Raw genomic sequence first — 8085 nt, 5'->3', positions numbered from 1 at the left:
GCGCCCAGCTCCGCGCCGAGAATGTCGGCGAGCGGGTGAAGCTTTCCGGCTGGGTGCACAGGAAGCGGGACCATGGCGGAGTGCTGTTCGTCGATCTTCGCGACAATTACGGCATCACCCAGATTGTCGCCAAGGCGGGCGGCGAGCCGCTGCGCATTTTGGACGGGCTTCGCGCGGAATCGGTGGTCACCGTCACCGGCGAGGTTGTGGCGCGTGGCCCCGAAGCGTCCAATCCCAACCTCGCCACGGGCGAGATCGAGCTTTCGGCCGATGACGTGGTCGTGCAATCCTCAGCCAGCGAGCTTCCGCTCCCCGTCGCCGGCGAGGCCGACTACCCGGAGGATATCCGCCTTCGCTACCGCTACCTCGACCTTCGCCGCGAGCGCATCCACCAGAACATCATCCTGCGCTCGAACGTGATCTCATCGATCCGCCGCCGAATGGTCGATCAGGGCTTCACCGAATTCCAGACGCCGATCCTCACCGCCTCGAGCCCCGAGGGCGCGCGCGACTATCTGGTGCCGAGCCGGGTCCATCCCGGCAAATTCTACGCGCTCCCGCAGGCGCCGCAGATGTTCAAGCAGCTGATCATGGTCGCGGGATTCGACCGCTATTTCCAGATCGCCCCCTGCTTCCGCGACGAGGACGCCCGCGCCGACCGTAGCCCTGGCGAATTCTACCAGCTCGATTTCGAGATGAGCTTCGTCACCCAGGAGGACGTGTTCCAGGCGATCGAGCCCGTGCTCGCCGGCGTGTTCGAGGAGTTCGCCAACGGCCGCAGCGTCACGCCCGCGGGTTCGTTCCCGCGCATCCCGTATCGCGAGTCGATGCTGAAATACGGCTCGGACAAGCCCGACCTCCGCAACCCCATCATCATCTCCGACGTGTCGAGCCACTTCGAAGGCTCCGGCTTCGGCCTGTTCGCCAACATCGTCGGTTCCGGCGGCGTCGTCCGGGCGATCCCGGCGCCGAACACGGCCGAGAAGAGCCGCAAGTTCTTCGACGAGATGAACGAGTGGGCGCGTTCCGAAGGCCATGCCGGCCTCGGCTACATCACCCAGAAGGGTGGCGAACTCGGCGGCCCGATTGCCAAGAACCACGGCGAGGAAGCGACCCGCCGCCTCATCGCGGAGCTCGGCCTCGGCCCCGACGACGGCATCTTCTTCGCCGCCGGCAAGGAAGCGCAGGCGGCCAAGCTCGCCGGCGCGGCCCGCACCCGCACCGCGGAGCAGCTCGGCCTCATCGACGAGAACCGCTTCGACTTCTGCTGGATCGTCGACTTCCCGATGTACGAATATGACGAGGAAGCGAAGAAGGTCGACTTTTCCCACAACCCCTTCTCAATGCCGCAGGGCGAGCTCGAGGCGCTGGAGACCAAGGATCCGCTCGACATCCTCGCTTACCAGTATGACATCGTCTGCAACGGAGTTGAACTGTCCTCCGGCGCGATTCGCAACCACCGCCCGGACATCATGTACAAGGCGTTCGAGATCGCCGGCTACACGCGCGAGGACGTGGACACCAACTTCTCCGGCATGATCAACGCCTTCAAGTTCGGCGCGCCTCCGCACGGCGGCTCCGCGCCTGGCATCGACCGAATCGTGATGCTTCTGGCCGGCGAGCCCAACATCCGCGAGGTCGTTCTCTTCCCGATGAACCAGAAGGCCGAGGATTTGATGATGGGTGCGCCTTCGACGGTGTCGATGAAGCAGCTGCGCGAGCTCAACATCCGGATCGTCGAGCAGCCGGGCGCGGCGAAGAAGGAAACCGCCGCTCTCGTCGCCCCGGAATAGGACAGTCTCCAACGGCCGCTCGACGGGAGCAGGGGCGGGCGGATAGGCTGGCCCGATGGCGATCGACCTCTCCGACTACCAAGCCGGGCACAAATATAAAGGCGATTACGCGGCCGATCTCGAGGCGCTGCAGGAGCGGCTGTCGCGCATCCTCGTCGCCCACATCCTGCATGGCAGGCGAGCGCTCGTCGTGCTCGAAGGCTGGGACGCGGCGGGGAAGGGGGGTGCGATCCAGCGCCTGACGGCCAAGTGGGACCCGCGCCACTTCGCGGTATGGCCGATCAAGGCGCCGACGGCGGAGGAGAAAGCCCGCCACTTCCTCTGGCGTTTCTGGAACAAGCTTCCCGGCGCGGGCGAGATCGCGGTGTTCGACCGCAGCTGGTACGGCCGCGTGCTCGTCGAGCGCGTCGAAGGCTTCGCCACGGAGCCGCAGTGGCGCCGCGGCTATGACGAGATCAACGAGTTCGAAGCCCAGCAGGCGGACGACGGAACGACGATCGTGAAGCTCTTCTTCCACGTGACGCAGGAGGTGCAGGACGAGCGGCTGCGGGCGCGGGTCGAGCATCCGTGGAAGCGGTGGAAGGTGACGGCGGAAGATTTCCGCAATCGCGAAAAGCACGAGGACTATATCCGCGCGATCAAGGACATGTTCGCCCACACCGACACGCGCTGGGCGCCCTGGCACGCGATCGACGGCAACAACAAGAAATCGGCGAGGATCGACGCGCTCACGAAGATCGCGGACGCCCTGGAGCGGAACGTGAAGATGACGCCGCCTGCAATCTCACCCGAGGTCGAGGCGCTGGCAAAGGACGCGTTCGGGAAAACCTGATTGGATCCTTCGAGACGGGCCTTCGCCAAGCTCAGTCCCTCCTCAGGATGAGCGCTTTAATGGGGGCCGCTCATCCTGAGGAGCCGGTGAGCCTGTCGAACCGGCGTCTCGAAGGACGCACCGCCTGCAATCAACCGGGATAATCGATCGCGACGATCTCCAGTTCTTTCTCGCCGGAAGGAAGCTGCACCCGCCGGACATCGCCCACCGTCGCTCCGCGCACCGCCCGCGCGATGGGGGAGTTCCAGCTCACGCGCCCGGTGCCGGCATCGGCCTCGTCCTCGCCGACGAGCGTGACGATCCGCTCATTGTCGTCCTCATCCGCCAGCGTGACCGTGGCGCCGAAATAGACGCGGCTCCGGTCCGGCTGCTTGGAAGGATCGAGCACGTTCGCAGCGGCCATGCGTTTCGAGAGCCAGTTGATCCGCCTGTCGATCTCGCGGAGGCGCTTGCGGCCGTAGATATAGTCGCCATTCTCGGAGCGATCGCCATTGCCGGCGGCCCAGCTGATCGTCTCGACCAGCTTCGGCCGCTCGACCCCGAACAGCGCCTCATATTCCTCCCGCAGGCGGCGATAGCCGTCCGGGGTGATGTGGTTGAACTTCTCGGCCATTCGGGCCGCCTTAGCCCGGGCGGCCGTTCTTTCCGAGATAATAGGACAGCCGCGTCCGCTCAGGCGCCCGCGCCCGCGAAGGGTTCAAGGCGTCATAGACGACGGCATTCTCGAGCACGCGCTGCACATAGCCCTTGGTCTCGGAGAAGGGGATCTCCTCGATCCAGCGGACGATGTCGACGCCCGGCATGCGCGGATCGCCATTGGCGTTCACCCATTTGCGCACGTTTCCGGCGCCTGCATTGTAGCTCGCCACCGCAAGCGCCGTATTGCCGCCCCACTGGTTCAGAAGCCGCTCGAAATAATGGCTCCCGAGCATCACGTTGTAATCCGGATCCCTAGTCAGCCGCGACGGATCGTAGCCGACGCCGATCTTCCCCGCTTCCTCGCGCGCCGTGGGGAGCATGAGCTGCATCATTCCGCGGGCGCCCATGTGGCTCACCGCCGCCCGGTCGAACGAGCTTTCCTGCCGGATGATGCCGTGCGCGAGCGACCAGAGGTGGCTCTGCGATGCCGGAACCCTCGCTTCCGGATAGCCGCCCTGGACGTAGAAGGGGTTGCCGGAGTTGCGGGAGTTCCGGGCGACCCAGACGCCGAGATCCTGGCGGCCCATCGAGCGTGCAAGCTCCATCGCCAGCGCCTTCTCGCTTTGCGTCTCCACCTGGGCGGAAAGCGCGCGGACGAACAGCGACTGGTCGTCGTGCCGGCCCATCAGCCCGAGCGTCCGCGTCGCCTCGACGAGGTCGCGGGTGCGGAAGGCGGCCCTCTCGGCCTCGGTCGGGATCGGAGTGGCCGCGGGCGCGGGCACCGTCCGGCCGAGGCGCTCCAGCGCGAGCTGGCCGTAGAAGAGCTCCGGATGCCGCGCCGCTTCCTCGAAATAGCTCATCGCCTGCGCCATCTGCCCGGCCTGCAGCGCCGAGCGGCCCGCCCAGTAGAGCCCCTTGGTGAGCACCTGCGTCGAACGGCCGCCGCGGGCATATTTGAGGAACATAGTCACCGCGTCCGAAGGCCGGTTGAGCTGCTGGAGAGCGGTCGTGCCGGCAAGCCAGGTGAGGCTCGTATAATCGTCGCGCTCGCCTTCGCTTCGCTCGATGACCTTCACGCCCGGCGCATAGGCATCGTCGACCTGGCTCGCGATCTGGTAAGCCGTGGACCAGTTGCGGTCCGCCGCCGCCCCGCGGGCATAGGTGAGCAGCGTCTCGTACCATTTCTCGACATTTTGCGGCCGGTTCGAAAGGCTTCTCGGCTGGGCGAGCAGCGACCGTGCGGCAACGCTCTGCGAGCCCCGGCGCAGCCAGTCGGCCCGGTCCATGATCACTCCGGCGTCGCCGGCGCCGGCGGACCCGAGAGCCGAGTAGCGGCTCTCCGCGTCGGGTGCGTTGGTCTGGAGCGCGATCCGCGTCTCGAACACCGCCCGCCGCGAAGGCGAGGCGAAGCCGATCAGCCGCTGGGCGCTGGCGCGGCTGTCGGTGCCCTGGCTGTCCAGCAAGGCCGCGATGCGGTCATCATGGTCCTGCGGCGTCAGCGAGGAGCCGAAGACGCTCATCAGCTGGCTTTCATCCTGCGGCAGCAGGTAGCCGGCGGTCCAGGCGCGCCGCGCCGCCGCCCGCGCTTCACTGACATTGCCTTCGGCCTGCAAAGCGAGGGCATGACGCGCGTGACCGGTCGGCGTCAGCGGCGGGAAGATCCGGAAGAAGGAAGTCACTTCGCCCGGGCGGCTGCTCGAAAGATCGATCGCGCGCTCGGCGCTCCTGCGCATGCCTGCTTCGCCCGGCCAGCCGCGATAGCTCGTCAGGAACGAGGCGTAGGAGGAAAAGGAAAAGTTGTCAGACTGCCGCAGGCTCGACCAGCGCTCGATCGCGGAGCTGATCCGCGGCGATGCCGACTGGTAGGCGGGCTGATAGGGCGGCTGGTAGCTCTGCTGAGGCTGATATTGCTGCACCGGCGCTGGCGCGGCTTGCGTTGGCACGGAAGGCTGCACCGGATACCGATACTGCGCCCGCGGCGAGAGCACTGCGCCGACCGAAGCTGCGGAAGCGAATAAAAGGGCAAGTGTCAGTGCTTTTCTGTGCATGCTGGACATCATGCCGACCCCCTCCTTATCAGGCCCTGAATAACTGAGGGCCTCCCGCGATGTTTATGCGAGAATCCGGGCCTAATGTGAAGGAGATAACCATGTTCCGTGGGTCCATCCCCGCTCTTGTGACTCCTTTTCGCGACGAAGCGTTCGACGAGGCGGCTTTCCGCGATTTCGTGGAGTGGCAGATCGGGGAGGGGAGCAGCGCGCTGGTGCCGGTCGGGACCACCGGGGAAGCAGCGACTCTCAGCGCCGAGGAGCATCGCCGGGTCATCCTCGCCTGCGTCGAGACTGCCGCGGGCCGAGTGCCGGTACTTGCCGGCTGCGGCTCCAACAACACCGCCGTCGCGATCGAGCTCGTCCGTGCGGCGGCCGAGGCCGGCGCCGATGCCGCGCTCCTGGTGCCGCCTTATTACAACCGCCCGAACCAGGCCGGCATCTATGCGCATTTCGAAGCCATCGTCGCTGCCACCGATCTTCCGATCATCCTCTACAATGTCCCCGCCCGGACGGTGACCGACATATCGGTCGAGACGATGGCGGCGCTTTCCAAGTTTCCCGCGATCAAGGGCGTCAAGGACGCGACGGGGGCGCTCGACCGGGTGACTGCCCAGCGGATCGCCTGCGGGCCCGACTTCGTCCAGCTCTCGGGCAACGACGATATGGCGCTGGGTTTCCTGGCGATGGGTGGCTCCGGCACCGTCTCCGTAACAGCAAACGTCGCGCCGCGCCTGTTCGCCGAGTTCCACGATGCCTATCTATCGGGAGACCATGGCCGCGCGCTGGAACTTCAGGACCGGCTTTTCCCGCTCCACAAGGCGCTGTTCAGCGATGCGTCGCCCGGCCCCGTCAAATATGCGGTCAGCCGCGTCCGCCCAGGCTTTCCCGCCGATCTGCGCCTGCCGATGACCCCGCCTTCGGAGGCAAGCCGCCGAGCGGTCGATGCCGCCCTCGAACATGCCGGGCTGCTGTGAGGGAGGTTTTCTCCCAGTCCGTTTGCCCTAAGCTCGTCTCGGACCGAATGGGGTTTGTGTGGTCGGCTTTCGCGCCTATCTGCTGACCTCATGGCCCGCCCTCACCATCCCGAGTTCGACAAGAAGAAGATCGTCGCCGAGAACCGGCGGGCGCGCTATGACTATGCCATCGAGGACAAGTTCGAGGCGGGGATCGCGCTTACCGGCACCGAAGTGAAGTCGCTCCGCTTCGGCGAAGGCTCGATCTCCGAAAGCTATGCCGAGGTGAAGGACGGGGAGGTGTGGCTCATCAACGCGAACATTCCCGAATTCAGCCACGGCAACCGGTTCAACCACGAGCCGAAGCGGCCGCGCAAGCTGCTGCTCCGGGAACGCGAGATCGCCAAGATGTTCGGAGCGGTGGCGCGGCAGGGGATGACGCTCGTTCCGCTCTCCGTCTATTTCAACGGCCGCGGCCGGGCGAAGGTGGAGCTTGCGCTCGCCCGCGGACGAAAGGCGCCCGACAAGCGCGAATATCAGAAGGAAAAGGACTGGAAGAGGGAGCAGGGCCGCCTGATGCGCGAGCGTGGTTGAGCGGATCGGACGGTGGCTGGCCAAGAACTCGCCGAAGCGCGAGGACCTTGCCGAGAGCCGCTGGATCAAGCCGTTCGGAGGCCGCGTCCTCAGGAGCGACCTCTGGCGCTTCACCCGCCGGTCGGTGCCGCGCGGCGTCGGGGTTGGTATCCTGGTCGGCATCTTCCTGATGATCCCGGGGCTCCAGATCGTCGGCGCCGCCTTGATGTCGGTGCCGTTCCGGGCGAACATCCCGATCGCGGCGGCGATGACCTTCCTCTCCAACCCCGCGACAACGCCCTTCATCCTCGTCGCCTCTATCTACGTCGGCAACAGGCTCGGCTTCCACGCCGATCTCGGCACGTTCTACACGCTCTACGAACGGCGAGCGGGCGCGAAGGAATGGCTCGCCTGGCTCGCGTCGGACGCTGCTCCCGCGCTCGTGTCGGGGCTGTTCGTCATTTCCCTCGTCAGCGCGCTCGTCGGCTACCTGATCTCCGGCTTCGTCTGGCGCTGGTGGCAAGCCCGCAAGTGGAAGCGTAGGGCCCTTCGCGGCAGTTGATGCCGCCGCCGCGGGCGCTATAGTCGGCTAATACTCTCAAACAGGGAAAAGCCAGCACATGCGCCAACTCCTCATCGCCCTTTCGGCCACCACCGCGCTCGCCGCCTGCACGACCGGCAGCGTCACCAAGAGCGAGGTTGCCGAGCAGACGGCGGTCGTCGCCGAGGCCGCCGCCGGCCCCGTCACCCCCGCGACTGCACCCAAGGCGCAGCTGGGGGACTTCGGCCTCGACGTTGCCGGCATGGACCGCAATGTCCGCCCGGGCGATGAATTCTACGATTTCGCCAGCGCGAACTGGGAGCGAACGACCCCCATTCCCGAGGACCGCTCCGCCTTCGGCATGTTCCACGTGCTCGACGATCTTTCGACCGCGCGCACCCGCGAGATCCTCGAAGAGCAGGCGAAGGTGCCGGGCTCCAAGATCGGCGACTTCTATGCGAGCTTCATGGAGCGTGAAGCGGTCGAAGCGGCGGGCATCCGGCCGCTGACGCCGCTCCTCCAGAGCATCAAGGCGGCTCCGAACAAGGGTGCGCTGGCAGCGGTGATGGGCGATCTCGCCCGGGTCGGCCTCAACAGCCCGTTCGGCAATTATGTCGACAGCGACGACAAGAACCCGGACGCCGCCATCTTCCAGCTGAGCCAGGGCGGCCTCGGCCTTCCCAACCGCGATTACTATCTCAGC

General features: G+C 66.2%; 7 protein-coding genes and 1 pseudogene. 6 read left to right on the top strand and 2 right to left on the bottom strand.

The features are described 5' to 3' along the window. Both aspS and VF662_RS04765 read left to right on the top strand, forming a co-directional pair. A partial coding sequence (gene aspS / locus VF662_RS04770) for an aspartate--tRNA ligase (protein WP_464138314.1) occupies positions 1-1793 on the top strand: 1793 nt, incomplete at its 5' end. A gap of 55 nt (positions 1794-1848) precedes the next feature. Then, positions 1849-2625, top strand: a complete 777-nt coding sequence (locus tag VF662_RS04765; protein ID WP_464138312.1) for a polyphosphate kinase 2 family protein — start codon at positions 1849-1851, stop codon at positions 2623-2625. A gap of 130 nt (positions 2626-2755) precedes the next feature. On the opposite strand, the gene greB is transcribed toward VF662_RS04765, so the two are convergent. Further along, positions 2756-3238, bottom strand: a complete 483-nt coding sequence (greB, locus tag VF662_RS04760) for a transcription elongation factor GreB (protein ID WP_464138310.1) — start codon at positions 3236-3238, stop codon at positions 2756-2758. Positions 3239-3248: 10 nt separating this feature from the next. After that, a complete protein-coding gene (locus VF662_RS04755) occupies positions 3249-5207 on the bottom strand; it encodes a lytic transglycosylase domain-containing protein (RefSeq protein WP_464138307.1) in 1959 nt (652 codons plus the stop codon). A 206-nt stretch (positions 5208-5413) separates the two neighbouring features. On the opposite strand from VF662_RS04755, the gene dapA reads away from it, so the two are divergent. The 4 genes and pseudogenes from dapA to VF662_RS04735 all read left to right on the top strand — a co-directional run. Beyond that, entirely contained in the window at positions 5414-6289 is an 876-nt protein-coding gene (gene dapA / locus VF662_RS04750; protein WP_464138303.1) for a 4-hydroxy-tetrahydrodipicolinate synthase, read from the top strand. Between the two features lie 90 nt (positions 6290-6379). Then, positions 6380-6862, top strand: a complete 483-nt coding sequence (gene smpB, locus VF662_RS04745; RefSeq protein ID WP_464138299.1) for an SsrA-binding protein SmpB — start codon at positions 6380-6382, stop codon at positions 6860-6862. Next, a complete protein-coding gene (locus VF662_RS04740) occupies positions 6855-7403 on the top strand; it encodes a DUF2062 domain-containing protein (protein WP_464138297.1) in 549 nt (182 codons plus the stop codon). Before smpB ends, VF662_RS04740 begins: the two co-directional genes overlap by 8 nt. A gap of 58 nt (positions 7404-7461) precedes the next feature. Next, positions 7462-8085, top strand: a pseudogene (locus VF662_RS04735) (M13 family peptidase); the annotation flags it as partial.

Source organism: Allosphingosinicella sp. (genome assembly GCF_036387215.1).
GTDB lineage: Bacteria > Pseudomonadota > Alphaproteobacteria > Sphingomonadales > Sphingomonadaceae > Allosphingosinicella.
Note: the sequence above shows the minus strand (reverse complement) of the source record. Positions and strands in the feature narration are given on the sequence as shown.